21 protein-coding genes are annotated in these 24939 nt (G+C 58.1%); 6 read left to right on the plus strand and 15 right to left on the minus strand.

Translation table 11 applies throughout. From position 1 onward, the window contains the following. Positions 1-32: 32 nt before the first annotated feature. From ACOQFP_RS25690 to ACOQFP_RS25710, 5 genes are read left to right on the plus strand one after another with little or no spacing between them, the layout of a single operon-like run. Positions 33-1244, plus strand: a complete 1212-nt coding sequence (locus tag ACOQFP_RS25690; RefSeq protein WP_421585902.1) for a glycosyltransferase — start codon at positions 33-35, stop codon at positions 1242-1244. Then, positions 1241-2476: a hypothetical protein gene (locus tag ACOQFP_RS25695; protein WP_421585903.1), complete on the plus strand. Its 1236-nt coding sequence runs from the start codon at positions 1241-1243 to the stop codon at positions 2474-2476. The genes ACOQFP_RS25690 and ACOQFP_RS25695 overlap by 4 nt, the downstream gene beginning before the upstream one ends. Next, positions 2473-3567 (plus strand): glycosyltransferase family 4 protein, encoded by a 1095-nt coding sequence (locus ACOQFP_RS25700; protein ID WP_421585904.1) that lies wholly within the window; start codon positions 2473-2475, stop codon positions 3565-3567. The genes ACOQFP_RS25695 and ACOQFP_RS25700 overlap by 4 nt, the downstream gene beginning before the upstream one ends. Continuing rightward, positions 3564-4343 carry a hypothetical protein gene (locus ACOQFP_RS25705; protein ID WP_421585905.1) on the plus strand — a complete coding sequence of 260 codons (780 nt, stop codon included), beginning with the start codon at positions 3564-3566 and terminating at the stop codon, positions 4341-4343. The genes ACOQFP_RS25700 and ACOQFP_RS25705 overlap by 4 nt, the downstream gene beginning before the upstream one ends. After that, on the plus strand, positions 4340-5029 hold the full coding sequence (locus ACOQFP_RS25710) for an SGNH/GDSL hydrolase family protein (protein WP_421585906.1): 690 nt from the start codon (positions 4340-4342) through the stop codon (positions 5027-5029). Before ACOQFP_RS25705 ends, ACOQFP_RS25710 begins: the two co-directional genes overlap by 4 nt. A 14-nt stretch (positions 5030-5043) precedes the next feature. Here ACOQFP_RS25710 and ACOQFP_RS25715 read toward each other — a convergent pair whose 3' ends face one another. Next, complete coding sequence (locus ACOQFP_RS25715; protein ID WP_421585907.1) at positions 5044-6189, minus strand: hypothetical protein; 1146 nt, start codon at positions 6187-6189, stop codon at positions 5044-5046. Positions 6190-7055: 866 nt separating this feature from the next. Here ACOQFP_RS25715 and ACOQFP_RS25720 point away from each other — a divergent pair. Continuing rightward, positions 7056-8321 carry a glycosyltransferase family 4 protein gene (locus ACOQFP_RS25720; RefSeq protein ID WP_421585908.1) on the plus strand — a complete coding sequence of 422 codons (1266 nt, stop codon included), beginning with the start codon at positions 7056-7058 and terminating at the stop codon, positions 8319-8321. Here the strand turns inward: ACOQFP_RS25720 and ACOQFP_RS25725 are convergent. The 14 genes from ACOQFP_RS25725 to ACOQFP_RS25790 form a co-directional block, all read right to left on the minus strand. Beyond that, on the minus strand, positions 8311-9567 hold the full coding sequence (locus ACOQFP_RS25725; RefSeq protein ID WP_421585909.1) for a glycosyltransferase family 4 protein: 1257 nt from the start codon (positions 9565-9567) through the stop codon (positions 8311-8313). The two genes, ACOQFP_RS25720 and ACOQFP_RS25725, sit on opposite strands and share 11 nt — an antisense overlap. Next, on the minus strand, positions 9500-10969 hold the full coding sequence (locus tag ACOQFP_RS25730; protein WP_421585910.1) for a hypothetical protein: 1470 nt from the start codon (positions 10967-10969) through the stop codon (positions 9500-9502). The genes ACOQFP_RS25725 and ACOQFP_RS25730 overlap by 68 nt, the downstream gene beginning before the upstream one ends. Further along, the gene (locus ACOQFP_RS25735; protein WP_421585911.1) at positions 10966-11460 is read right to left on the minus strand and encodes a serine acetyltransferase; all 495 of its coding nucleotides are present in this window, start codon (positions 11458-11460) and stop codon (positions 10966-10968) included. The genes ACOQFP_RS25730 and ACOQFP_RS25735 overlap by 4 nt, the downstream gene beginning before the upstream one ends. Positions 11461-11474: 14 nt before the next feature. Continuing rightward, on the minus strand, positions 11475-12812 hold the full coding sequence (locus ACOQFP_RS25740; RefSeq protein WP_421585912.1) for a polysaccharide biosynthesis C-terminal domain-containing protein: 1338 nt from the start codon (positions 12810-12812) through the stop codon (positions 11475-11477). A gap of 20 nt (positions 12813-12832) precedes the next feature. Further along, on the minus strand, positions 12833-13798 hold the full coding sequence (locus ACOQFP_RS25745) for a glycosyltransferase (protein ID WP_421585913.1): 966 nt from the start codon (positions 13796-13798) through the stop codon (positions 12833-12835). Next, positions 13798-14952 (minus strand): glycosyltransferase, encoded by a 1155-nt coding sequence (locus ACOQFP_RS25750; protein ID WP_421585914.1) that lies wholly within the window; start codon positions 14950-14952, stop codon positions 13798-13800. Before ACOQFP_RS25750 ends, ACOQFP_RS25745 begins: the two co-directional genes overlap by 1 nt. A 135-nt stretch (positions 14953-15087) precedes the next feature. Then, entirely contained in the window at positions 15088-16071 is a 984-nt protein-coding gene (locus ACOQFP_RS25755) for a GDP-L-fucose synthase family protein (protein ID WP_421585937.1), read from the minus strand. An 8-nt stretch (positions 16072-16079) separates the two neighbouring features. After that, positions 16080-17102: a GDP-mannose 4,6-dehydratase gene (gene gmd, locus ACOQFP_RS25760; RefSeq protein ID WP_421585915.1), complete on the minus strand. Its 1023-nt coding sequence runs from the start codon at positions 17100-17102 to the stop codon at positions 16080-16082. A gap of 61 nt (positions 17103-17163) precedes the next feature. Continuing rightward, positions 17164-18675, minus strand: a complete 1512-nt coding sequence (locus ACOQFP_RS25765) for a sugar transferase (protein ID WP_421585916.1) — start codon at positions 18673-18675, stop codon at positions 17164-17166. 495 nt (positions 18676-19170) lie between these two features. After that, a complete protein-coding gene (locus ACOQFP_RS25770; RefSeq protein ID WP_421585917.1) occupies positions 19171-20490 on the minus strand; it encodes a UDP-glucose dehydrogenase family protein in 1320 nt (439 codons plus the stop codon). Between the two features lie 188 nt (positions 20491-20678). Next, positions 20679-20978: a hypothetical protein gene (locus ACOQFP_RS25775; RefSeq protein WP_421585918.1), complete on the minus strand. Its 300-nt coding sequence runs from the start codon at positions 20976-20978 to the stop codon at positions 20679-20681. Between the two features lie 37 nt (positions 20979-21015). After that, positions 21016-22461, minus strand: a complete 1446-nt coding sequence (locus ACOQFP_RS25780; RefSeq protein WP_421585919.1) for a sugar transferase — start codon at positions 22459-22461, stop codon at positions 21016-21018. A 407-nt stretch (positions 22462-22868) separates the two neighbouring features. Beyond that, entirely contained in the window at positions 22869-23702 is an 834-nt protein-coding gene (locus ACOQFP_RS25785; protein WP_421585920.1) for a sialate O-acetylesterase, read from the minus strand. Positions 23703-23714: 12 nt separating this feature from the next. Next, entirely contained in the window at positions 23715-24935 is a 1221-nt protein-coding gene (locus tag ACOQFP_RS25790; RefSeq protein ID WP_421585921.1) for a lipase family protein, read from the minus strand. Between the last annotated feature and the right edge of the window lie 4 nt (positions 24936-24939).

Consider the following 24939-nt stretch of genomic DNA (forward strand, 5'->3'; position numbering starts at 1 on the left):
TAGTGTTGTGCTCATTCACAGTTCACCCGGACATGCCGAGCGAGCCGGGCGTTGGTTGGCAGTTCTTGATCGCGACCCTCGAACACGCTCGAACCGTGGATGCGACGGTCGTCCTGGTGACGGTACGCCGGTCGGCACAGGCCTGCGCGGGGCGGATACCGGCCGACCTCAAGCGGCACCTCGAGGTCGTCACGGTCGAGATTCCTTTAGCTCCCCCGTTCTTTCGGTGGCATTACCCCCGGTTCACTCGGCTCGAACACGAGCTGTGGGTTCGATTGGCCGCCAGACATATTCGAAGGATCCAGCAAACATACTCGGTGGTGTACGCGCACCACGTGACGTTCGCGTCGGAAATTCTGTCGACGCCGATAATCGGGTTGCCATCGAATATCTACAAGGTGTGGGGCCCGGTCGGGGCGGGTGGTGTAGCCGAGGTGTTCGCCATCTCCCCCACCTCGCCCTCGTCACGGAAACAATGGGCCCTGCAGACGGCCCGCGACCGAGTGGCCTCGATCCCGGCAACGCGCATCGCTCGACGCTGCGATCTGATCCTCGCACAGAACGGCGCGATGGAGCGGACCGTCTCAGGTACCGGCACTCGCTGCCGGAGGTTCCCCAACGTGGTCGTCGACAACATGGTCGTCGATCTCCCGGCCGATCGGACGTCGCGAGTTGGGCACCCCGGCATCGTGATCTTGGTAGTCGGCCATCTCATCACTCGAAAGCGCCAAGAACTTGCGATCGAGGCGCTGGCGTCCACCGCATTGCAAGATGCCCAGCTGCACATCGTGGGCTTCGACAGCACGAGCCACGGGGCGTATCTACATCGCAGGGCAGAGATCCTCGGTGTGCAGGATCGTGTCACTTTCCACGGATCCCTGGACCGCGCAGCTGTTTTGGACATGATGACTCGATCGGATGTGCTGATGCATCCCTCAGGCAGGGAAGGTGCGAGCGGCGTCGTGGGCGAGGCCGCATCCTGCGGTCTGCCGGTGGTGTGCTTCGAGCGGACCGGGGCGAGTTCGGTACTCGAGGATTCCGGCACCTCTGGGGTAGTGCTCCCCGCCGATCGCGCCACCACGCAGGACGTACTGGCGGACGCCATCGTTCGGGCTTCGGCCATGCCGCGTCTCGGAACGACGCAGTGGACGCGACAGCGATTCGTAGACCTCGCCGCTCAACTCTACGCCGAAGGTCTGGAGTTCGGAGCACAGGCCTCCAGCCGGATGGGTCGGTCACGATGACTACGAGTCCCGGCGTGGAGAACGCGCCGTCCGTCACCCGGGCCGGCGTGATGATCCGCACCCTCGATCAAGGTTTGTGGTCTCTCGGGTTCTTCGTCTTCAACGTCACCGCGGGTGTATCACTGACCGTCAGCGAGTTCGCATCGCTTTCGGTCGGTGCCGCACTGGGTTTCATCGCCGTCGGCACCTCGAGGGCCTGGGGGATCTATGCACCGATTGTCGATGCCGCCCGGATAGGAATCCGCCCCGAGGATTCCATCGATCGATGGTCGAGTTGGCGGGGCACCGTCGCCTTCGCGACCGTCGTCGCCATGGCGTCGTTCGTATGGATCGGCCGCGGCGGGGAGTGGGGCTACGCCGCCGCGGTTGCAGCGTTGGCTGCGGCGATGGTGATCGCCGATCTGCCGCGTCAGATTCTCGTCATCCGGGGCAGCTATTCTCGCGCTGCACTGCTGGCGGCGCTCTACGCCACTGGCGCGCTGCTGGCTGCCGGGGCGCTGGCGCTCGGTATCGACAACAACGCGTTGCTGCCGATCTGGTTCTGCACCTTGCTGATCGTGCTCGTGGCCGGGCTCGTCTTCTGCGGGAAGGCCACCTCCACTACCAAGTCCGATTCCCATTTCTCCGTCGCCTGGCGAATCACTGCAGAGGCGGCCTACCTCGGGTTTGGTAGCCAGATCGCCACCCTGCTGCTGTATCTGATCCAAGACGACAACGCCACTGCAGGTATACGATTCGCCTACTCGCTGGTGTTCGCACCGGCGTTCGTCGTCATTCAGAGCATTCAGCCGCTGGTCTTCAAGCAGTTTGCGACGCTCAGCGCGCAGGGCACGCGCGCCGTTCTCGCGGTCTCCGTGCGATGGAACATCGCGGTGGCGCTCGGCCTCGGCCTGTGCGGGCTGATCGGCTTCACGGCACTGTCGACGGTATTCGACGACATCGGTCCCACTACCGCACTTCCATACGTGGTTCCGGTGGGTTTGGCGATATTGTCTGCGCAAACTTTCGAGGTGGCGCTGATGGCCACCCGATTCTTTGTCAGCCCTGTCTTCACCCACCGAGCGCGATTGGCCTCGGTGCTCATCGATGTGGGAAGCCAGAGCGTCGGAGTATTCGTCGGCGGTGCAGCAGGATTGGTGTGGACGTTGATCGTCCTGAGCGCGCTGCGCGTCGCAGTCTCCGTGGCGATGCTCCTGGTACTCCCACGGCGCGACAGAACGGGGACAGCATGAGGGTCTTGTTCGACGGCTACTACTGGTTCGACGGTCCCCCCGCCGGGATCGTCATCACGCACGAGAAGATTTCGGCGTGGCGGCGCGAGTTTCCCGAGGATGTGCTCACGGTCGCTTTGCGGCGCAGCCCCTCGGACGAAGAAGCGGCGGACCTCGAAAGGCAGGGGGTTCGATGGATCCGTACGTATCTACCCACGCAACCACTCAAGAACATGGTGGAGCTGTCGCTTCGAGTACGCTTCGGCCCCTACGACGTTGCGTGGGGTTCGAATTATTCTCCGCTGCTGGGAAAGTCGGCCGTCTTCGTGCACGACGCGTTGTTCCAGTCCAACCCCGAGTGGTTCACCACGATCGAACGTATCTACTTCTCCCCCATCATGATCGCTGCACGCAGAGCAAGTGTGTTGTTCGTCAGTAGCCGCACGGAGGCTGCACGCATCGTTGCTCATAATCCTCGTCTGACTCCCACCGCCGTCACCGGCTTCGGAATCGCGCGTTCCCTGCTCGACGCGAGTCCCCAACCTCCTCCTGCTCTCGATCTCCGTCCCGGGAGTTTCGTGTTGTCCGTCGGGCGGTTGAACACTCGGAAGAATCTGGCGACGGCGCTCTCTGCAGCGGTGCGTTCGGAGGAGATCTCGCCGAGCCGCCCCTTCGTGGTGGTGGGGCCGGCCAATGGCAAGGCCGATCGGCTCGAACACCGGGTGCTCGCCGCCATCGACGATGGATCGATCCGCTACACCGGCTTCGTCGACACCGAGCAGCTGGCGTGGCTGTATCGCAATACTGCTCTGTTCGTGTATCTCTCACTCGACGAGGGCTACGGTTTGCCTCCACTCGAAGCATTACGCCTCGGCGCGCCGGTCTTGGTGAGCGAGCGACCCATTTTCCGGGAGTTGCTCAGCGAGTCGGTCCGTTACTGCGATCCCACGGACGTCGACGCAGTAACGGAGGCAATCAAGACCTGCCTGTCCACAGAGCCCCCTCCGCTACCGGAGGACTTCGAGTTTCCGTCGTGGGAGTGCATGGTTCACACCATGCGCGACGCGATGAGCACACCGAAATACGTGTCCCCTCGGCGGTCGACCTCGTGACCGGGCGGCGGTTGCCGGCCACTGTTGCGGTGATTCTGCTTGCCACGGTGGGGTGCAGCAACACCACGGACACGTATCGCCCGGTCACCGCCACGTCGACCGACGCCGCTCATCAGAAGCCACTGTCCACGGAGTTGTCTGCGTCGAACGACCCGGTCGATATTCTGCTCATCGGTGACGGTACGGGCATTTCGCTCGGTGGATGGGTGTTCTTGACGATGCAGAGCCTGGCGCAGGAGTACGGCCGCCCCGCGGTGATCCACGAGTGGGATTTTGCGGCTGGTGCGGGTTACCTCGAACCGCCGATTTCGGTGGCCGACGGTATCGGCACGCCGATTTCGCTGTGGAACGCATCGGTATCCCGGAACGTCGGTTTCCTGACGACCGCGCTTCCACAGATCCGTCCGCCATCAAATATCGATGTGGTGTTGGTAAACAACGGTCTCGATATGGGACCTCGAACACTGGCCGCCGAGTCCGTTCCGCTGCTACGCACACTCGCCGAGACATATTCGCAGGCGGCAGTGCTAGCGGTATTGCAACCGGCACCAAAGGAGCCCGAGGAAGTCGGGGACCAGGTGCGGGCCAACGTCCACGACTTGGAGGTGTCCGCCCGCAAGAACGACTTCCAGATCATCGACGCGGCGGCGACGGTCGACGATGCGGAGGGAACGTACGACGCCGACAGTCGGTACCCCAATTCCGAGGGTTCCCGGCTGTGGGCTACGGCGGTCACCGATGCCCTGATCGACGAAGTGGAAGTGCCGGCACAATGAAAGTGCGGCGGACGGTGCTCGTCTCCATCGCGGTCTCGGTGCTTATCGTGGCGTTCAGCGGAATCGTGGGGTGGCAGATCGGATCACGGTCAGAGGTTCCGCAGGCAACAGCTCCCCCTGTCCCGCCCATTCCGGATTCAGTGCCTGTGGTCGCGTTTCTGGGTGACTCGTACAGCAAGGGCATCGGCGCCTCGACCAACGGGAAGCGGTGGACGACGCTGCTCTCGGCGGCCATGGTGTGGTCGGAGCTCAACCTCGCCGAAGGCGGCTCGGGATACACCACGAGCTACCTCGGCCAGAAGACCGACTACGCAATCAAACTCGATGTCATTGCCGCAGCGCAGCCGGACATCGTCGTCGTCTCCGGTGGTCGCAACGATTACGAGGCCGGTACCTCCAGCGTTACCGGGGCGGTTGCATTGTCGTTGTTCGAGGCCGTCAAGGCTGCGGCACCGAACACGCAGCTGGTAGTCACCAGCCCGATCTGGGATGCGACCGAGCCTCCTGCGGAATTCGCGACCCTGATCGATGGGGTGAAATCAGCGGCCTCAAGCGCCGGGGCCCGATATCTCGACATCGGCGAGCCGCTGGCCGATCATCCAGAATGGATCGACCCCGACGGCCTGCATCCCAACGACGCAGGTCACCGAACCATCGCGGGCGCGGTTCTCCGTGAATTGGTGTGAGATTTGTTGTGCCTTCAGGAACCATCACTGACTCGATGGCGATTCGTCAGCCCAAGAATGGCCGGCCAGCTGGCAACGACAGCGCCTATCAAGGCGAGTAACGCCGACGCCGCAATCAGTTCGGTGTTCGCGCTGTACCAAGACTCCAACTGCTCGAAGGGCTGCGGACGCAACGTGTATGTGAGTCTAGACGGGATGACCGACACGACCGCAGGGACGGCGAACATGACGCCGACTGCGATGCGGGCTTTGCCCGATTCCGACAGAGCGATCGCGCAGAGCGGCACGACGGCTGGAAGGGCAAACACCAGCAGTCGACTGGTGTCGGTAGCGAGGGGAAGAACCGCAACGCTCAAGACTATTGTCAGAGAGAAGTACTGGAGATCCTGTCGCCCAACCGCTTTAAACCGCGCTGAAATCTGTAGAACGGCTATCGCAGCGAGGAGCCACCCGGCTCCTAACCCGAATGCCAGCTTCACGACAAGCCCGCCGGAGAACTCTGGGAGCAGGGCAGAGCCTGGGGCTGAAGACACCACTCCGTAGTAGAGCAATCCTGTGGACAGAACACTCGATACCGCCAACTCTCGCCACCGGCGACGCAGCAACAGCAACAGCAGGAATCCGATCACCACTTCCTTGACTGTCACACCCAGTACGACCAGACCCGCCAGTGCCCAGTAGCTTTCTCGCCGATACGCGATACCGATAAGAGCAAAGACGAACAGACCCGCAGAATCGACGAGAAACGGGTTCTGAAACAGCACGAGCAACGCCACGCCTGTCCCGGTGAAGGCCCATGCGCCAACCATCGCTGCAGCTGACGAGGCGTAGGCCGAAGCGAGGTAGGTGATCGCCGCAACCGCCAGAAACAAAAACAGGTAGTTCAGCGCCTGCAGCGCTCCCACCGGTGAGCCATCCACGAGTGAAGCCATACTCGGTACCAACCAACGACCGCCCCACGGATACGCAATCGAATCACCCTGCGCCATTCCGATATACCGCTCTGCATCAGATCCTGCGAGGCGGTACCACACGTCGTCGGCGCTACCGCTGCGAGCTGGAATGAGGAGCACGCCGATCAACGTCACGGCCGTAGCGAGCCACAGCAGAACCTTCCAGTTCTTCCGCACTTCGTCTTTCGTGAGAAGATGATGCCGCACTTGAAGGTTCCCGATACTAGAACCACATCGTTTTAGAACCACGTTCTGATTGCCTTCAGTCGAGCTCGCAGACCGCGGTGTGATACGCGTGTGTGCATCGGGTAGCGCATGCCCCCGCACGTGGGAGTGACCTCAGATTCCATGTATTTAATGTTCACAGTGAGCCCGGCGAGATGCAAGAGCGTCCGATGCGATCTCGCAAGAACTTTTGCACCACAAGCGAAATGCACTCAGGCCCGTTGTAGACACGCAGCACCAACGGCCGACCGACCCACAGCGCCAGGCCCATCTCAAACTCTTCGGCCGAACGCTGCTCGCTGATCGACCGATCCACAATCGTCGAGCACCGACAGTCTCGTAGGTTCGTGGATCATCGATGCGATCTTGATCGCTTTCCCATCGACGGTCGACTCGAACTGCTAAAGGGTCGGCACAAAGTAGCGCACTTTCGACGCTCCACAGTTCGACAGCCCACACGCTCCCCGCAACTCAAGCCGACGGCAACCGCAATGGGAACGGCAAAACAAGCGTCTAACAGCCCGGAATCGAAGCCGAAATGATACACACACTTCACTAACCAACCCTCGGAGGTAACCACTCTTCAAGTAAAAGCAAACCCATACCTAAATAATTGCCATCTGTCGCGAGTGAGTGCACTAGCAGCTTCGGGTCCGTCAAAGCGCCAAGCACCGAGTAGCAACCAGTAGCCAAAATGACTTCAACGACTGCCAAGACCAATATACGGAAGCAAGTTCAGGCCCCAACAGACTAGCGACCGAGCAAACGGCACGAAGACCCCCCACAAAACTGCACTGACGAACACTTGTTCGGGTGGAAAATTCCGCAGAAACGACTACACTCCCCGTGTGACCAACGGAAGAAAAGTGCTCATATCCGGGATAAATTTCACCCCCGAACCTACAGGAATCGCCGTGTACACAACCGGCCTAGCAAAAGGGCTCGCAGATCGAGGATTTGAGGTGCGCGTAATAACCGGGCTGCCCCACTACCCGCAGTGGCGAGTGCAATCGAACTTCCAAGGCAACAAAATGCACGTCGACCGGAGTGTTGAAGGAGTGATAGTACACCGTGTGAATCACTATGTACCATCCAATCCATCACTCATGAATCGGACAAGGATGGAGATTGAATTTGGAGTTCGGATGATAATGCAAGACTGGGGACAGCCCGATGCGATCATATCTGTCACACCGGCATTGATTCCCACTTTCGGTGCCATTCTAAAAAGCAAATACAGTCGAACGAAGATTCCAACAGGGGTGTGGGTCCAGGATCTATACAGTCTTGGCGTGGTGGAAACTGGCGCAATGAGCAAGACCCCGGCTCGATTAGTCCAGGCACTTGAGGCGCGGACACTACGCTCCGCCGACCAAATAGCCGTTATCCATGACCGATTCGCTCATCAACTAGTATCCAAGATGAACGTCGAGCAATCACGGATTACGACGATACGAAATTGGACACACACTAACTCCCCTGTCGAGAATAACCGAATGCCGGGAAACAAAGAAGCGAAGGCCCTCAACCTACATACTGGGCGGGCCGTGGTCCTGCACGCCGGAAATATGGGAGCCAAGCAAGGATTAGAGAATGTAATTAACGCGGGAAAGATTGCCCAAGAGCAGAATCTACCAATTCAATTCGTACTATTGGGCGATGGTAATCAACGGAGGCGATTGCAGGAACTAGCGAAGAGAAATGACAACGTCACCTTCGTCGATCCACTTGACGACAACGAGTTCGAAGACGCCCTCGAAGATGCGGACTACCTTCTCGTGAACGAAGCCGTCGGGGTGGCGGAGATGGCAGTGCCGAGTAAGCTCACTACTTACTTCAACGCTGGCAAGCCTGTCATTGCCGCAACAGACCCATACGGGATAACAGCAGACGAAGTGAGAAAGTCTGGCGCAGGCGTTGTAGTGCAGTCCGGCGAGCCATCCGCATTGATAGAAGCAATTCAGGGGCTTGAAAAGCAAGCAGATTATCGCCGTAAGTTATCAATGAACGGACCAATCTATAGCCAAAAATACTTATCTTCAAGTGCCATGTTGGATAAGTTCGCAAGATGGACCGACGCTCTGGCAAGCCACGTTGGCAAGTCTACCCCTTGAGGCTTAGGATTAGTTCCTCCATCCGCTCGGCCCCCGATTCAGCAGTAAAATCTTGTCGAATGGTATGCCTGGCTTTGCTGCTCATATGATCTAAATCAATATTGGCCGATCGTATCAAGTTGATGGCACTGGAAATTTGCGCCGGCGAACCAGGATCAACAAGCAACCCATTGAAACGATGCTCAACCAACTCAGGGATACCGGAAAGTCTGGATGCAATTACCACACAACCTGCTTCCATCGCCTCCATCAAAACGACAGGTATGCCGTCGATATCACCATCTGCGTCCTGCTTCGGAGTAAGAACAAAGACATCCGCGCGAGCCATCGTTTCCAAGACTTTATCGTTACCTAAAGCACCCACGAACCGAAGCTCTTGTCGCAAACCACATTTATCTGCCTGCTGAGCGAGCTCGACCCGCATGGGGCCATCCCCGATAAATGTCCAAATGAACTTAGCACCCTCCTCCAACAGGACCTGGGCCGCCAACACACAGTCGTCGAAGCCCTTTTTCGGCACCATCCGACCAACGCTAAGAATTTCTAAGACATCGGGGCGCGTCGGCCGTCCAGACGATGTCCGCGTTTTAACGCCACAATGCACGATCATTCTTGGGAAGACGCCAGTTTGCTCTACCAATTTATCACCCACGAAACTACTCGCACAAACTACCGCGTCGCAACGCTCCACGCTCTTAGCTAACCTTGAAACAGAAAGCGGATTGGCGACATCACCAGCGTGACCGGTCGCAGTCAATCGCGCGCGGGCACCTAGCAAACACTTTGCGATTACTGCCACCTCAACCGTTCGACCTAGAAAGTGGGCATGAAGATGCACATCACTATAACGGTCCACAGAGATAGCCAACTGCACGCCGCGCACAACCGAGTAGACAAACCTCCCAGCAGACTTATAACTATCTAAGATACCCGGATAGCCACTGACGACTATTCTAAAATTCATAAGTAACTTGGCTATGAACTTGCAGTAAGTCAGCAGAATCGGCACCCTCCTCGGTCCTCTCAAGTCTTCGTGGACTATCGCCATCCTTTTGTCACCATGTAACGCGAACACATCGACGCGAAACCCGCGCGCCGCCAATGCCCTCCACTCAGACTCAACGAAGGTTTGCGTCTCGACAGGATACTGGTGGACAACGTACACGACGTTGGGCCTATCACTCATGGAAAACCCCCTGCGCCTTATTATTTTGTCGCCTCGCAAACGCAAGCCAACACGCTCCATAAATTATCGCCATATAAACCCATCTCCTGATCTCCGAACCGACGTCAAGTAGTAGATCGCCCCCTTTGAATGAGTTCAGAACGAAAGCCGTGAATAGTCCAAGCATTAAGTTTGAGAACAAAGACCTGCGACTAAACAGGAAGTTTGCCGCTGTTGATTGAACGAGACCAAGACCAAAGGCCAATAAGCTTGCCAAGGGCAACCCCGCCATAATCAGGAGAAAGGTCGGAAGCGATGGCGGAATCCCACTCGACGTTGCCTGAGCTTCATTTCCAATCTTTTGTACAACCAGCACATCGACACGAGCCTCCGACAGCTCAAGTGCCGATGAGCTACTGTTAGGCAATGCGGTCGACAGAACCGTGACAGCGCGCGAAGCGGAGGCGAAGTCTGCTTGCAGTTCATCAGAGTGACCGTTAGCAGCCATAGAAGCATCAAGGACTGCGTAGGACAGTGAACCGAGAAGATCCAGATCACCGAACTTGTCGTCATCCGATCGAATAGAAACAACGAAAGAAGACGCTACTAGCAAGAAGGCAAATGCCGCGTAAACCACCCGTGAAGACACGACGCGTCCGGTCAAGGAATAGTAAACCGCTGCAAACCCTGCGAACGCAAGCACCAAAGTTAGGCGGCTCCCAAAAATATACAGTGCGATCGTCGAGATGCTAACCATTGCAAAAATTCCAAGATAGCCAACAAACCGATGCTTAAAAGCTACTGCAACAACCGATGCTGATATTAAAGCTGGCACAGCAAAAATCGACCAAGCTGAACTTCCGAAAGTGCCCGCGATTGAAATGCCCGTCGTACGATCGTGTCGACCCAAGGCGTCAGCAGCCACGCTGAGACCGCCGAAACCAGCAACAACCATTCCAGCCCCTGCTGACGCGAGCGCGCACAAAACAAATGACATTGCAATGAATGGCCGTTCTTTCAGCGTGCAAAAAGCATGTGCTCTTGGCACTGGTGCCGAATGATTTCGAGACGAAGAAGCGCCCGCGACGAAAAAAGAGGTGATTACGGCAGTTGCACCCACCACAAATGCCACCTCTTGCGCTGGGATTTGCAGGATACGAAAGAGAAGCCTCCTGTCGTCAGTCCAGTACTTAATTAGGCCGGCACCGAAAAAGACCGTGTAGGCCGCAGCCACAACTAACGATGGGCTTGGTACCAACCAACTGCGATCACGATTACTCCACGAAATGAAGTGCACAATCAGTGGTATAAATACAGCGCAACCAGCAGCGACGTCATACGCCTGACCTAGCCAAGCAATCAAGGTCACAAGCAGATGTACAGACGCGACCAGCACTGCAGTCGTAAAAGCCACATTTTGGCGCTGATTGACCATTGGACCGGCCTTTCGAGCGAATGCAACAGTTCGCGCTTCGTTACTCACAGCACACCCCCAGGCATCGACGTCCCCTCAAGTGTACGGTGCATTTTTCCCGGGTTTCCGAACACCACAGATCTACGTGGCACCGAATGCAGCAACACAGTCCCTGCCCCGATGACTGACTGGTCGCCGACTAAAATTTCACCCATGACTACACAGTTGGCTCCTACCTCGACCCCGTTGCCAATGGTAGGCGAATCGGTCGACGACAGTCGAGACCCTATTGTTGTATTTTGTCTCAGTTGAACGCCTTGGCCAATCTTTGCGGATCCATTGACAACCAGACCGATCCCGTGATGTATTTGCAAACCGGGCCCAATGTCAGTATTAATCGGAATGTCAAATCCAACATAAGATAAGGCGTACTGTCTATACATGAATGTTAGTGGAAAACTCCAGCGGCCATACCTCCCATTGGCGCTCTTGGCGAAGCGAAACAAAAAGAGGGAGATCTGAATCCGGCGACGTCCGCGATTCGCCTTCCAGTCACACATCCATAGCCTCCACTTCACAATTCATCATCTCCCGAGTTCTTCCTGGATAAGCCGAGGTCATGAAGTAGCGACTTGGGCGATATCAATATATCCCTTACTACTGATGAGGCGTCTTTTATAACTCCTACTGCCAGAGCCAGGAACTTTACATCGACTCGTTTGGCTACCACCGAGAATGTGAAACATGCGCTGACACCCATACCAATTGCCGACGACCATGCAACGCCGACCAGGGCATAATGGGGTATGAGCAAGATCCACAGACCGCACGTGGTCGCAAATCCAATTGCTGTGCCAATGCTTCCGGAGCCGGGATACCCAGCGCCCACCAAAATGCCTTGGCCGCACGCTGCGATGGCAGAGAAGAATGCAGAAATACAGAGTATCTGGGCAAGTTGCACCGACCCAGTAAAGCTACTTCCGTAAATCATCGGAACGAGAACGTATGCCAGAGCGGCAACGATCACACTGGGTGTGCCAATGACGAGAATTGTGGCTGCATAGAATTTAGTGACCACATTTGATCGGTCTGCCGTGCTGGTCGCTTGAACAATCGGTTGTGCGGTATTCACTATAGGTCCAGTAAGAAGCGCTAAAGCCAACGTTAGTGACGCGGCTACTGTGTAAATACCCAACGCGTAGGTTGAGAGCACGAATCCAATCACAAGTTGGTCGAGGTGGGAACTCCATTCTCTCACCAAAAGTCCGGGAAAGACCCGGCGAGAAAAACTTGAGATTTCTTTTCTACTAATGGGCTCGATGCTGATTCGAAGGGTGCCGCTGACACCCAGTCGAACAAATGACAACCCAATTGCAATAGTTTGCGACGCAAGAAGAGCGCATGCTGCCGTAGTTATGGATAAACTTTGAGTAACCGCTAGGACTACTGATAATACTAGCCAGCTAACGGCTTGCGATATGCGACAAAAGGCCATGCCAGTGATGTCTAAGAATCCGCGGAAATAGTTGGACAAATTGGCCGCAAATATATTGAGTATTGCGAACACGCCAAATAAGTACCAGTTCGTGGTGCCAGTTATTTCTGAGGGGATCAGCCCCAGCAAGCCGTAAGTTGCAATGACAAAAATAGCGCTTAAAGCTGTGCTTCTATACACGACACGCAATACTGCCCCACGCTGACCTGCAGTCGACGCAGATCCGCTCGCCCACGCGATGGCATGGGGGTAACCCAGGCATGCTACCGCTATAGTGACCAGCGCAATCCGATTGTATAGTTGGTAAGTGCCAAGGCCGCTCGGTCCCAGCGCCCTAGCGAGTACGATCGTCACTGGAAGGTTCGCAATAGCAACTACCATTTGGGTTGCAAACAGAAGTATAGCCTGTCGGCTCATTCGCGTTTGGACCCCCACATCTATTGTTGTTCTGTTTCAATTGTTCGTCGTTCGCCGCCCAGTGCCTCGATAGAATATCCGGACTTGAAGGCTAAATATCGCAACTTTTCATTGGCCGTCCACGATGGAGATATTTCCGCATCGAATTCGCGAACCTTCGCGCCGACGAGAAATCTGTACCAAAATCCCTGCAAAAAATGATACTCAAGGCCTGATGCGCCATCTAGAAATCCGCGCTGAGCAAAGTATCGCAGGGAAAAATATAGAGTGGCGGCGAGTGGGTAAGGTATCCGGTAGAAAACTTTTTGCTTGAGCATTCGCTTCATTCTGTCCTGGGTGAATCTCCCTGGTTGATCTTTAACGGTTATCTCGTTTCCACCCAGCTGGTGTCGTTCAAGAATCACATCGAGGGCTTCGCGCGTGGCGTATCCATTGTGTTTCTCAATGAAGAAAGACAGACCCTTCAGATTCACGTCATCAAAGGTGCCTTTTGCGGTTATCGTGCTACCGCGGCTAAGCACCATATGTTCATCCATCCATCGATCTTCGATCTTCGCCGTGCCCGACCGCCATATTCGGAGCAACTTTAAGGGAAAGCGTCCACCGTGCAAGATTGGCGTACCGTTGAAGACGTGTCGTCTTAGCAAATAGATTCCGGTCACATCTTCGCTCAGCTCCGGAATGAGAATCGTCAGCTCGTCGGCCAGTTCCTCCGAGACGATCTCGTCAGCGTCGAGGCGCATGACCCAGTCCGCGGATGTCTGGATGTTATCTATCGCCCAGGTAAACTGTTTTGCATAGTTAATGAACTTGTTTTCGAGTACAGTGGCTCCGCAGTCGCGACTGATTTGTTGGGTTCGATCTGATGATCCCGAGTCGATAATGAAAATCTCGGGCGTCGGGCGTATGCGGCTCACGGCCTCTATCGAAGATCGAATGTGAATCTCTTCATTGTAAGTGAGGATAACAACGGCGATGTTTGTCATCACTTCCACCAGGAATTGCGAGTCGTTCCCTGTGTCTGTTCTACAGTGCATATCTCTTCGACCAATCGATCCGCAGATTTCAGCCAATCGTATTGACGCGCTACTAGGGATCTAGCCTGATTACACAGTTCGATGTAGATATTTTCATCTAGGTTCGCAATTTTTTCGGCGGCTTGAGCTATAGCGGAATGGTCGCGTTCTACGACCACTCCGCCTCCGTATTGATCCACATGCGACGAGTGGCTAACACCCTTTGAGATGATGACTGGAATGCCGACTGCCATCGATTCAGCTACAGCGATGCCGAAATTCTCATCGTTGCTCGGTAGGATAAAGATTCCTGCAGTGGCTTGTAAACGCAGTTGGCGCTCTTTGTCGATGAAACCAAGGAAGTCGATATCTTTATCGACTCCGTGTTCTGTGGCCAGAGCTACAAGTTCACTCTTCAAATTTTCGTCATCAGGGCCGGCTATAGTGGCCCGAAATCCCAGCCCTCGCCTGTTGAGCTCACTGAGTGCCATAATTATTAGGTGAACATTCTTCTTCTTCGTAATTCGTCCGATGTACAGAAGGCTCTTACGTTGAATGTCGCCAGCGATTCGCCTGGCTTGAAGGTATGCAGTATCGACTCCCAATGGAATTACGCGCCCGGTTTGAAAGGAACGTTTCTGTAGCTGAATCACTTCAGCTTCTGATGTGCAGAATATGAATTTTGCATTTTTCAGATTCCTATTGTCGATCGCTTTCAGGTACAGTCGTTTTATAATAGCGTTCTTTTGTAGGTCAGCAACGTTCAGGCTGCCATGCGGGCGTATCGCGTAAGGGACCCTATTGCGCCTCGCGTAGAAACTCACAACTGTCGTGTGCGAGAGAAACAATGAGTTTATGAGGACGAAGTCGTAGTTTCCTACATTTTTACTTACCCATGCCAGGTACTGAATCGAAAACTGCCAGATCTTAGTTGTTAATCTGAATTTATGCACAGAGTACGTGCGGCCCGGTAATTCGGTCCCAGCGTCCTGCAATCCGTCGTCATGAGCGAGGACGGTAACCGAGTGGCCCTGCTCAGCCAAGGCAGCTGAAAGTGCGTGCGCGGCTGTGGTTGGCCCTCCCTTGCTGACAGCTATGCTGGCCATGCAGATCAAGATCTTCACTTCTATTGCCGCTCCGTCCTGGGATGACTGTTCGGTTGTACCCTGCTCAGCTATCCAGATGACTAGCCGAGCTTCACATTCATTGGGCCGCATTTTTGAATATAGGAACTCACTATCCACCTCCAGGAGCAATGGCTATAATCGTAATAAACTGAGATGTTCTCTGTACCACTCGACTGTGGTAGCGATCCCCGCTTCGAGATCAATCTGAGGCTTCCATCCCGCGCTCCGCAGCTTGCTCACATCCAACAGCTTCTGCGGAGTGCCATCCGGCTTGGACGTATCCCACTTGGTCTCGCCCTCGAACCCCACTGCAGCGGAAATAATTTCGGCAATCGCCTTGATCGTGGCATCTTCACCGGTACCGACGTTCACCTGCGCCGGTCCGTCGTAGTGCTCAAGCAGATGGATGCAGGCGGCCGCCATGTCATCGACGTGCAGAAATTCTCGGCGCGGAGATCCGCTACCCCAATTGGTCACCGTATCGACACCATGGCGACGGGCCTCGTCGTAGCGACGGATGAGCGCCGGCAACACGTGCGAGCCCTTCGGTGAGAAATTGTCGCCCGGGCCGTAGAGGTTTGTCGGCATCGCAGAGATCCACGGCAATCCGTATTGCCTACGTACCGACTGGATCTGCAGGATGCCGGCGATCTTCGCGATGGCATACGCATCGTTAGTCGGCTCGAGGTGACCGGTGAGGAGGTATTCCTCCTTGATCGGCTGCGGAGCCAACTTCGGATAGATGCAGGACGACCCAAGAAACAATAAGCGCGGCACGTTCTGCGCCAGAGCGGCGTCCAACACGTTCACCTGGATTCGCAGGTTCTCCGAGAGAAAGTCGACCGGGTATGTGCTGTTGGCCAAGATGCCGCCTACCTTGGCAGCCGCCAGTACCACTGTTGCCGGCTTGGTCTCCTCGAAGAATGCGAAGACCGCGTCACGGTCCTTGAGATCCAACTCCGACGATGAACGGCCGATCAAATTGCTGAAACCGGATGCCTCGAGTTGCCGCCAGATTGCCGATCCGACCAGGCCGCGGTGCCCGGCCACGTAGAACGGTGCGTCACGGTCAAGAGGAGTGGGCGTGTAGTCGGATACTGCCGAACCGTTCGTCACCACGGCGCTCACGCCCAATCCGGCAGTGCCGGACGGTCGATCCACGGACGACCCTCGTGCTCGAGAGCTGCGATATCGGCGTCGACCATGATCTTCGCTAGCTCGGGAGTGTGCACAGTGGCCTTCCAACCGAGCTTCGCCTCTGCCTTGCTGGCATCACCGATCAGAGCGTCGACCTCAGTGGGGCGAAGGTAACGCTCGTCGAACTTGACGTGCTTCTCCCAGTCCAAACCGGCCCGCTCGAATGCCACGACGAGGAAGTCCTTCACCGAGAAGTTGCCGCCGGTGGCCAGAACGAAGTCGTCCGGCTCATCTGCCTGCAACATCCGCCACATGCCCTCGACGTACTCGGGGGCATAGCCCCAGTCGCGAATCGCATCGAGATTGCCCATGTAGACGTTCTGCTCGAGGCCTGCCTTGATGCGTGCGACTGCACGTGTGATCTTGCGCGTAACGAATGTTTCTCCGCGTCGAGGGGATTCGTGGTTGAACAAGATCCCGTTGACGGCGAAGATGCCGTACGCCTCGCGGTAGTTCCTGGTGACCCAGTAGGCGTACACCTTGGCCGCGCCGTAGGGCGAGCGCGGGTAGAACGGAGTCTCTTCGTTCTGCGGAGGCGGAGTCGCGCCGAACATTTCGGAGCTCGACGCCTGGTAGAACCTGCACTGCAAGCCGGCAAGACGGACGGCCTCGAGCAATCGGATGGAACCGACGCCGGTGGTGTTCCCGGTGTGCTCGGGTTCGTCGAAGCTGACGCGGACGTGCGACTGCGCACCCAGGTTGTAGACCTCATCCGGCTGGATCTCGGTGAGCAACGTAACCAGACGGGCACCATCGCTCAGGTCGCCGTAGTGCAGAAAGAGCTTGGCGTCCTTCTCGTGTGGATCCTGGTACAGGTGATCGATACGAGATGTGTTGAAAGTGGACGACCGCCGAATTAGGCCGTGCACCTCGTATCCCTTGGTCAGCAGTAGTTCCGCCAGGTACGAGCCGTCCTGGCCAGTAATGCCAGTAATCAACGCGCGCTTCATCGTTCCCACTCCTCCAAGGCCCGGCACAAGTCCGGCTTTTCAATGAAATTCGGCATGTCGTTCAGTAAGCCCCGTTGCTTCCAGCAACTGCCCGAACAGTCTTGGCAATAATCAGCAGATCCCCCACCATCGACCAGTTCTCAACGTACGAAAGATCAAGACGCACAGTCTCTTCCCACGACAGGTCGGATCTCCCACTGACCTGCCACAGGCCCGTGACTCCCGGCTTGACCAACAGTCGCCGACGAACCTCTCCGTTGTAGGTCTCGACCTCGCGGCGCAACGGGGGCCTCGGCCCCACCACGCTCATCTCGCGCTTGAGAACATTGATGAACTGCGGCAGCTCGTCGAGGCTGAACCGTCGAATGAACTTGCCTACGGGCGTCACCCGCGGATCGTCACGCAACTTGAACAGAACCCCGCCGGCACCCTCGTTCTGCTCGAGGAGACGCGCAACTTGCTTGTCCGCGTCGGCGGTCATGCTGCGGAACTTGATCATCGAGAACGGCTTACCATCGATGCCCATCCGCTCGGACTTGTAGAACACCGGGCCACGGCTCGTGGTCTTCACTGCGATCGCCACCGCAAGCAGGACCGGCGAAATGAGCACCAGGATGAGCGCGGCGAAGACCAAATCGAACGCAGTCTTGCTGAAGCGCGTTGCTCCGTTGTACTGAGGCTTCTCGACATGGATCAAGGGGAAGCCCGCCACGGGTCGCATCACCAGGCGGGGGCCTGCGACGTCGACGACGCCCGGGGCGACGACCAAGTCGACATCCTTCTTCTCGAGGTCCCAGATCATCTTGCGGATACCTCTGTGACCGAGACGCTCCGTTGCCGTGACGGCGACCGTATCTGCACCACAGTGATCGATGGCATCGAGCACGTCGTGCTCGTCACCGAGGACCGGGATGTCGGTGCCCTCGATGTGGACAACCCCGTCCCGCGGGTACTCGTAGCCGGGGATACAGATCCCCACCACGGCATAGCCCGCGGAGGGCGAACTCTCGAACGACTGCGCCATCGATACCGCGGCGGTGCGGCTGCCCACGATCAGAACGGAGGTCTTGTACTCACCGTTGTGCCGCAGCTTGGTCACGTACTTGCGCCACATCCAACGGGTGAGCAGCAGCGTGAGGAGGCCGACGGGCAGCGCGATCGCAAGATACAACCGAGCGAAACCGATTCTGAAGAGCAACGACGCGATCGCGATCACTCCGAAGAGTCGGAAGGTGGCCGATACGATGCGCCGGTACTCCTCGGCACCGGTGCCGATCACTCGAGTCGACCGGGTACGGAAGATGGCCAGGAAGGCGATCCAGACTCCGGCCAGGATGATCGAGACACCCGTATACGTCATCGTCGACAGAACGCTGGTGACTTCGACATCCCCGAAGCGCACGATCTGCGCGAGTGCTACCGAGGCGACAACTGCCACCACATCGGTGATGCGCAGCCTGCGAATGTATTGGTCTTCCCATACACGCCGAGAGGTGAGCGTACGTGTGGTCGCATCGTCATGTCGGCGGGGTGAACCCCAGAGAGAGCGATGTGCAGCCCCGACAGTTGCCACGTGCTCTCCTCCTCTGCAGTCGTGCGCAGGCAAAGTAGCGAGCGCGTGAAATTGGATCCGTACCAATCCGTATTGCAACTGGTATCGAATTGGAATCGTCCCACGTCCGTGTCCGAAGCACCACGCGGGCGATGTGGATCACAGACGAATAGAGACATTCGATTGGTTTACCACACTTACGAAGTCGAGCCTCGAGACCTGACAGGGACTCGTAGGGTGTAACCGCCGAAGAGGCGAAAAACGTTACAGACAAGCGCGATCGACAGCGCCACTGTGGCACTTCACAGAGTCGAGCGCTGTTTCTCGTGGCGTCGGACTGTGAAGAACACAAATGTCGTCGTTTAGCAAACCTCGACGTCCGGGAATCAGCGATAAAGCATCAGATCGACCGGAACAAAAAGTACACGTGAATGTGAATTACAGATATTCGATGACGAGTGAGGCGCACAATTCATTCCTTTGAATGATTAATGCGCCTTACCCGTTCTCACTCACTCAGGGACGACCCAAACCGCGATAGATCCAGCCGCCCGCGCGCCACTGCTCCGGATCAAGGCAGTTACGGCCATCGATCAGCTTCTTACTGCGCACCACACCATCCAGGTCACCCGGGGCGAGGGCCTTGAACTCTTTCCACTCCGTGAGCACCAACACCACGTCCGCGCCCTCGCATGCCTCCAGAGCCGTGCTGCTGTAGGTGAGGGTGGGAAACAGTGCGCGCGAGTTCTCCATGGCCTTGGGGTCGTACACGTTGACTGCGGCACCCTGCAACTGAATCTGCCCGGCCACGTTCAGCGCCGGGGAGTCACGGACGTCGTCCGAATCGGGCTTGAAGGCCGCACCGAGCACGGCGACCCGCGCACCGAGCAGCGACCCACAGGCCTCGCGCGCCAACTCGACCATCCGCGTGCGGCGTCGCATGTTGATGTTGTCCACCTCGCGCAGGAACGTAAGAGCCTGATCGGCACCGAGCTCACCGGCTCGCGCCATGAAGGCCCTGATGTCCTTGGGCAGGCAACCACCACCGAAGCCGATACCTGCGTTGAGAAATTTGCGGCCGATGCGTTCGTCGTGGCCGATGGCGTCGGCGAGCACGGACACGTCCGCTCCCGCTGCCTCACACACCTCGGCAATGGCGTTGATGAAGGAAATCTTGGTAGCCAAGAAGGCATTGGCAGAGGCCTTGACCAGCTCGGCAGTGGCCAGATCGGTGACCAGAAACGGAATCTTCTCCTCCAGCAACTGCGCGTAGACCTCGCGAGCGAGTTCCTCGGCGCGGCCAGGACGGTCACGATCGACGCCGAGCACCAGTCGATCGGGGTGGAGAGTGTCTTTGACGGCGTAGCCCTCACGCAGGAACTCGGGGTTCCAGGCCACCTCGATGCCCTCCCCTGCAGGCGAGAGTTTGCGGGCGATCCGACCCAGCCGCTCGGCAGTACCCACGGGGACGGTCGACTTACCGAAGATCACGGCCGGCTTGGTCAACAGCGGTGCGAGCGTCTCGACGACTGAATCGACGAACTTCATATCGGCCGCGTACTCCCCCTTCTTCTGGGGAGTACCGACACCGAGGAAGTGCACCTCCGCGAAATCGGCCGCTTCCTGGTACGACGCGGTGAAGCGCAGACGACCGGCCGCGATGTTGCGCTGCAGCACTTCTTCGAGGCCGGGCTCCCAGAACGGGACCTCGCCGGCTTCGAGCTTCGCGAGCTTGGCCGGGTCGACGTCGACACCGAGCACCTCGTGGCCGAGCTCGGCCATACAGGCGGCATGTGTGGCACCGAGATACCCGGTGCCGAAGACTGTGATTCGCATGTGTTCTCCCCGTCGGTCGTCCTGAACAATGGCGACGAGTTACCGTGACGATCGATCACAGTAACGGCCTGCAGCACAGTGCTTTCAGGTCGCGCGCACACGGGAATAGTAAACACAGCCTGCCCGGTTCGCCGCTCCGAGAAGTCCGGGGTTACGAAAAAACGAACAAGCACGGACGCCGGGGCGTCTCAGCGGCGAACGGGAAACTGCGGATTCTCCGGCTCCTCGACGGCCTCGGCACAACGATGAACGAAATCGCTCAGTTCGGCTCGCACCTCGGGCACCTGAAGATCCAACGGTGCCTCGGTGCCGTGATATTCGATGTAGGCCGAGGTGTACGCGTCCACACCGTCGGCAATCACTGCCTGCAAGGACGTGGACCGGTTGAGATGGACCCGCGCGATCTGGTCGACACGATCGCCCAGGAAATCGTGAAATGAGTTCTGAGACATGGTGATGTCACGTCCGTTCTCCGAAACAGTGGCCATCGGTTCATGATACGAACAAAACCGACCGTCCGCAGGGTCAGTATGCGCCTTCACTTCCCAGCACCGCCACGGCCGTCTTGGCGATGATGAGCAAATCGCCTGTCATAGACCAATTTTCGACATACGAGAGGTCGAGGCGCACGCTCTCCTCCCACGACAGGTCCGAGCGGCCACTGACCTGCCACAGGCCAGTGATGCCGGGCTTGACCAGCAACCGGCGTCGCACCTCACCGTTGTAGGTCTCCACTTCGCTGCGCAATGGCGGCCGCGGACCGACCACACTCATCTCACGCTTGAGCACGTTGACGAACTGCGGAAGCTCGTCGAGGCTGAACTTGCGCATCACCTTGCCCACCCGGGTGACCCGCGGGTCCTCGCGCATCTTGAACAGCACACCGCCTGCACCCTCGTTCTGCGCGGCCAACTCCTGCACTCGCTTGTCTGCGTCCTGCACCATGCTGCGGAACTTGATCATCTGGAACGGCTTGCCCTCGATACCCATTCGCTCGGACTTGTAGAACACCGGCCCCTTGCTGGTGAGCTTGATGAGCACAGCCAGCGCAATGAGGATGGGCGAGATCATCAGCAGAACCGTCGACGCGAACAGGAAATCGAAGGCCGTCTTGCTGAATCGCTTTGCGCCGTTGTATTGCGGCTTCTCCACATGAATGAGGGGGAAGTTCGCGACCGGACGCATCACCAGCCTCGGACCCGCAACGTCCATCACCCCTGGAGACACCACCAGGTCCACCTTCTTCTTCTCGAGGTCCCACACCATCTTCCGGAGACCGCGATGGCCGATGTGCTCTGTGGCCGTCACCGCAACGGTGTCTGCGCCAGAGGTCTCGATGGCCTCGACCACACTGTGCTCGTCACCGAGCACCGGGATCTCGACACCGTCGACTGTCAGCGACGAGTCGCTGCCGGGCTCGTAATTGGGCAGACAGACACCCACGACGCTGTATCCGGCTGCGGCAGAGCGCTCGAAAGACTGCGCCATCGAGAGCGCAGAGCTACGACTACCGACGATGAGCACCGCCGTCTGATATCCACCGCGAGCACGCTTGCGGGCCACCACCTTGCGCCAACCCCACCTACTGAGCAGCAACCCGATCAAGCCGACAGGCAACGCGATGGCGAGATAGAGCCGAGCAATATCGAGCCTGAACAGCAAAGACAGGATGGCGATGGTGCCGAAGAGGCGGAACGTGGCCGAGACGATGCGTCGGTACTCCTCCGAACCGTTACCGATGACCCGGGGTGAGCGAGTGCGGAAGATCGCGAGGAAGGTCAACCACAGCACCGACAGCACTGCCGAGACACCGAAATAACTCACGATGGCCCACGGTTGCTGAAAGTCGATATCGCCGAATCGGATGACCTGAGCAGCTGTCACCGCGCCGAGAACGACAACCGTGTCGGTGACCCGCAAGCCCTCGGTGTAGTGCGCTTCCCATTCGCGACGCGACGTCACCCTTCGCATCTTCCTCGCGTCGCGCCACGAGACTACGGAATTCGCTGTATCCAGATCACTGACTGACACTGACTTCCCCTCGGTACGTAGCTTCGTATCGCATGCGTGATCGACACAGCTCCGTGCAACCCCGTCGCATAATCCGTATAAATCCTGCTGAACGTGACTCGTGATAACGATATGTTGATCGACGCCAAACCGCAGGTCGTTACATGTTTCGAGTGCATTAACTACATGCATCTGCCGCGTTGCGAACGTCGATGAATCCCCCGTTTCGACCCACCCCCGGGAACCACTTAGCAACAGATCGACACTCGATGTCAAGCGATGTCGGTCGAACGTGGGACCGATACTGCGGTGCACACGTACAACGACTCCGGCGCGCTGCGTGTCCGATGCAGCACGTGAATTCCCGTCTACTCGACGTGCGATGACATCCTCGCGAAGGCCGTCCACATTCGGTGACCCAGCTCCCGTTGTCCCACGGCGTTGTAGTGAATTTTCTCGGTGTCGCTGTTGTAGAGGCCCTTCGGCCCGGGTACGTACGCCACGTTGGTCCTACGCCGCGGCGTATCGGCGTGGACGGCATCGATGACGGCGTAGTTCGGCTCCCCCGATTCGATCTCGTCCGGCACCATCTGCCCCAGCACGAACGGAACCTCACCGAACTCCGCACGCAGGGTGTCGATGAGAGAGTCGAGTTTCTCAGCGTACACCGGACCGGTCAGTAGCGGCACATCGCTCTCACCCTGATGCCACAGCACCGCGGCAAGCTCGTTGCCGGGCGTGGTGGCCAGGCCGGTTCTGATGCGATCCACCGCAGCCCAGAACAGGTTGACGCGGGCCCCGGTATCGGCCGGATCCCAGGAGATACCGTGAATACGCGCGAAACCCGAATCTCCCCGCGCATACGGGACGATCAACACCGGCCTACCCGTCGTATCTGCAAGGCGGGCTGCAAATGTCGGCGCGAAACCGACTGCCTTCGATGGCACCTCGTGAAAGAGCGGGTTACTGCCGGCGACGATGGTGTTCTTCGACCGACCCGATGCCGCCCACTGATGTACCCGCGGATGCGGCGCGTCGAGACCCTGACGTTCCAACCCCAGGCCCGCGCCGTGCGCATTGGACTGCCCCAGCACCGCTACCACCAGATACGGCTCCCCGAACGCGCCCACCGCGATACCGCGACCGAGCCGCCTCTTGACGACATCCTTCGCCCGTACCGTCAGATCTTGCCGTAAACCCATGCCGCTCCCCCTTCATCGATTGCAATCGTTGCGCGCGGGCACCCCGCCGAACCGATCTCCTATCCACTGATTGACTGCGTCCCCGTTCACGTCCCCGTGCCCCCGCCCGGCCTGACGATCGATGGTGATCACATCTCCATACGCACACGCCCGCCCGAGTGCGGCGTCGGTCCAAGCCACGTCGATGTACGTGTCGGCGTCGCCGAACGCCACCAACATCGGTGCCGTTGTAGGCCCCGTCGGTACAGCCATCGACTTCAGGGCATCTCGCAGTGCCGCAGCAGCCTGCTGCGTTGTGGGCGCAAAGTCTTTGTCACCGAGCCGTTTCACTGCATCGTCACGAGCCCCGGCCTGGTCCGGTGTACAGCCGGTGAGCGCGGCCCAGTCCCGCGCCGCGTCGCCACTGCGATAGTCGTCCAGATTCAGACCCGGATCTCGGCGTGACAACGACTCGAGAACCCACTGCAGCAACGGACCCTGATCCTCGGTCAAGGTGCCGGCAATGGCCTTGTCCACCAACCCGACCATGTCGGCCGCCGGGGCCAGTGCCACTGCGCCCACCAGATCGAGTTCGGGTGCGTAGGACTGTGCGAGCTCGTTCGCAGCCCAGGCAGCACCGCCGCCCTGCGACCCACCGAACGCAGCCCAGCGGGTCCCGACATCGGGAAAGACCGTCCGCAGCGCCCGCACGGCATCGATCACGTCGTAGCCGGCAGTGATGTTGTCCAGATAAGCATGGTTGCCGGGATGACCCAGACCCTCGTAGTCGGTGATGGCCACCGCGAATCCCGCTGTGGTGTAACCCTGCACCAGCTCCGAAGCACCGAGCAGCGAGTTGGATTCGGACGGTGCGCAGGCCTGCTCGATGCCGGTGGTTCCGTGCGCGTAGGAGATGATCGGCCAACCACCCTCGGGGGCATCCCCGGACGGGGTGAACACCGTTCCCGATACTTCCCGCTCGCCCACCCCCGGCTGCACCGAGCGATACACCACCCGCGCAGCGTTCACCCCCGAAAGCCGCACCTGGATCGGAAGATTGGGCATCGTCTCGGCGCTGACGATCGACCCACTGCCGGTTCCAGGGTCTGCGATCATCAGCGGCTCGGGATCGGACCCCCGCACCACCGCCGATACCGCTCGCTGTGCATCCGCGGCGAGCGGCACGACCGCGGTGCACCCCGCCAGAACAGGGAGCAGCAACAGTGCTGCGAACGCTCGATAGGTGCGAGGCATGAAA

This window comes from Rhodococcus sp. MALMAid1271 (genome assembly GCF_049195265.1).
Lineage (GTDB): Bacteria > Actinomycetota > Actinomycetes > Mycobacteriales > Mycobacteriaceae > Rhodococcoides.

Excerpts from the sequence above, each read along its gene's own strand:
- ACOQFP_RS25785 (WP_421585920.1), bottom strand. The coding sequence starts at position 23,702 with ATGGGTTTACGGCAAGATCTGACGGTACGGGCGAAGGATGTCGTCAAG.
- ACOQFP_RS25790 (WP_421585921.1), bottom strand. The coding sequence starts at position 24,935 with ATGCCTCGCACCTATCGAGCGTTCGCAGCACTGTTGCTGCTCCCTGTT.
- ACOQFP_RS25725 (WP_421585909.1), bottom strand. The coding sequence starts at position 9,567 with ATGGAGCGTGTTGGCTTGCGTTTGCGAGGCGACAAAATAATAAGGCGC.
- ACOQFP_RS25700 (WP_421585904.1), top strand. The coding sequence starts at position 2,473 with ATGAGGGTCTTGTTCGACGGCTACTACTGGTTCGACGGTCCCCCCGCC.
- gmd (WP_421585915.1), bottom strand. The coding sequence starts at position 17,102 with ATGAAGCGCGCGTTGATTACTGGCATTACTGGCCAGGACGGCTCGTAC.
- ACOQFP_RS25745 (WP_421585913.1), bottom strand. The coding sequence starts at position 13,798 with ATGACAAACATCGCCGTTGTTATCCTCACTTACAATGAAGAGATTCAC.
- ACOQFP_RS25690 (WP_421585902.1), top strand. The coding sequence starts at position 33 with ATGCCGAGCGAGCCGGGCGTTGGTTGGCAGTTCTTGATCGCGACCCTC.
- ACOQFP_RS25695 (WP_421585903.1), top strand. The coding sequence starts at position 1,241 with ATGACTACGAGTCCCGGCGTGGAGAACGCGCCGTCCGTCACCCGGGCC.
- ACOQFP_RS25710 (WP_421585906.1), top strand. The coding sequence starts at position 4,340 with ATGAAAGTGCGGCGGACGGTGCTCGTCTCCATCGCGGTCTCGGTGCTT.
- ACOQFP_RS25770 (WP_421585917.1), bottom strand. The coding sequence starts at position 20,490 with ATGCGAATCACAGTCTTCGGCACCGGGTATCTCGGTGCCACACATGCC.
- ACOQFP_RS25780 (WP_421585919.1), bottom strand. The coding sequence starts at position 22,461 with ATGCGAAGGGTGACGTCGCGTCGCGAATGGGAAGCGCACTACACCGAG.
- ACOQFP_RS25740 (WP_421585912.1), bottom strand. The coding sequence starts at position 12,812 with ATGAGCCGACAGGCTATACTTCTGTTTGCAACCCAAATGGTAGTTGCT.
- ACOQFP_RS25735 (WP_421585911.1), bottom strand. The coding sequence starts at position 11,460 with ATGTGTGACTGGAAGGCGAATCGCGGACGTCGCCGGATTCAGATCTCC.
- ACOQFP_RS25775 (WP_421585918.1), bottom strand. The coding sequence starts at position 20,978 with ATGGCCACTGTTTCGGAGAACGGACGTGACATCACCATGTCTCAGAAC.